Here is a 600-nt window from a genome sequence, read left to right on the forward strand (position 1 = left end):
ATTTAAATCTTGAATGCATTCAATGTCTTTATCCAGTTTTGAAAGAATAAGAAACTAAAAAAAGTTTTTACTAAATAAGTATTGACTTTCATATCATATATGATATAATAAATCTTGTCTTTCGTTCCAAGTCTAGTGATGATGGCAAAGAGGTTACACCCGTTCCCATACCGAACACGGAAGTTAAGCTCTTTAGCGCCGATGGTAGTTGGGGGCTTCCCCCTGTGAGAGTAGGACGTCGCTAGGCTTACCACATAATTATTCCGAAGTAGCTCAGTGGTAGAGCAATCGGCTGTTAACCGATCGGTCGTAGGTTCGAGTCCTACCTTCGGAGCCATGCTTCTTGGAGAGTTGTCCGAGTGGCCGAAGGAGCACGATTGGAAATCGTGTAGGCGGTTAACACTGTCTCAAGGGTTCAAATCCCTTACTCTCCGCCAGATAATTAAAGTTAATTGGCCCGTTGGTCAAGTGGTTAAGACACCGCCCTTTCACGGCGGTAACACGGGTTCGAATCCCGTACGGGTCACCATTTGAAATTTATAAAACATCCAGTTGGAGGATTAGCTCAGCTGGGAGAGCACCTGCCTTACAAGCAGGGGG

General features: G+C 44.8%; 3 tRNA genes and 1 rRNA gene. All 4 read left to right on the forward strand.

The features are described from left to right. Positions 1-131 precede the first annotated feature (131 nt). The 4 genes from rrf (at position 132) to CD33_RS00050 (ending at position 529) form a co-directional block, all read left to right on the forward strand. Positions 132-247, forward strand: a 5S ribosomal RNA gene (gene rrf, locus CD33_RS00035). Between the two features lie 15 nt (positions 248-262). Beyond that, a tRNA-Asn gene (locus tag CD33_RS00040) sits at positions 263-337 on the forward strand. An 8-nt stretch (positions 338-345) separates the two neighbouring features. After that, positions 346-437 (forward strand) — tRNA-Ser (locus tag CD33_RS00045). 17 nt (positions 438-454) lie between these two features. Continuing rightward, positions 455-529: transfer RNA gene (locus CD33_RS00050), tRNA-Glu, on the forward strand. Positions 530-600 lie beyond the last annotated feature (71 nt).

The sequence above is a fragment of the Ureibacillus sinduriensis BLB-1 = JCM 15800 genome, assembly GCF_000772955.1.
GTDB classification, from domain to species: Bacteria; Bacillota; Bacilli; order Bacillales_A; family Planococcaceae; genus Ureibacillus; species Ureibacillus sinduriensis.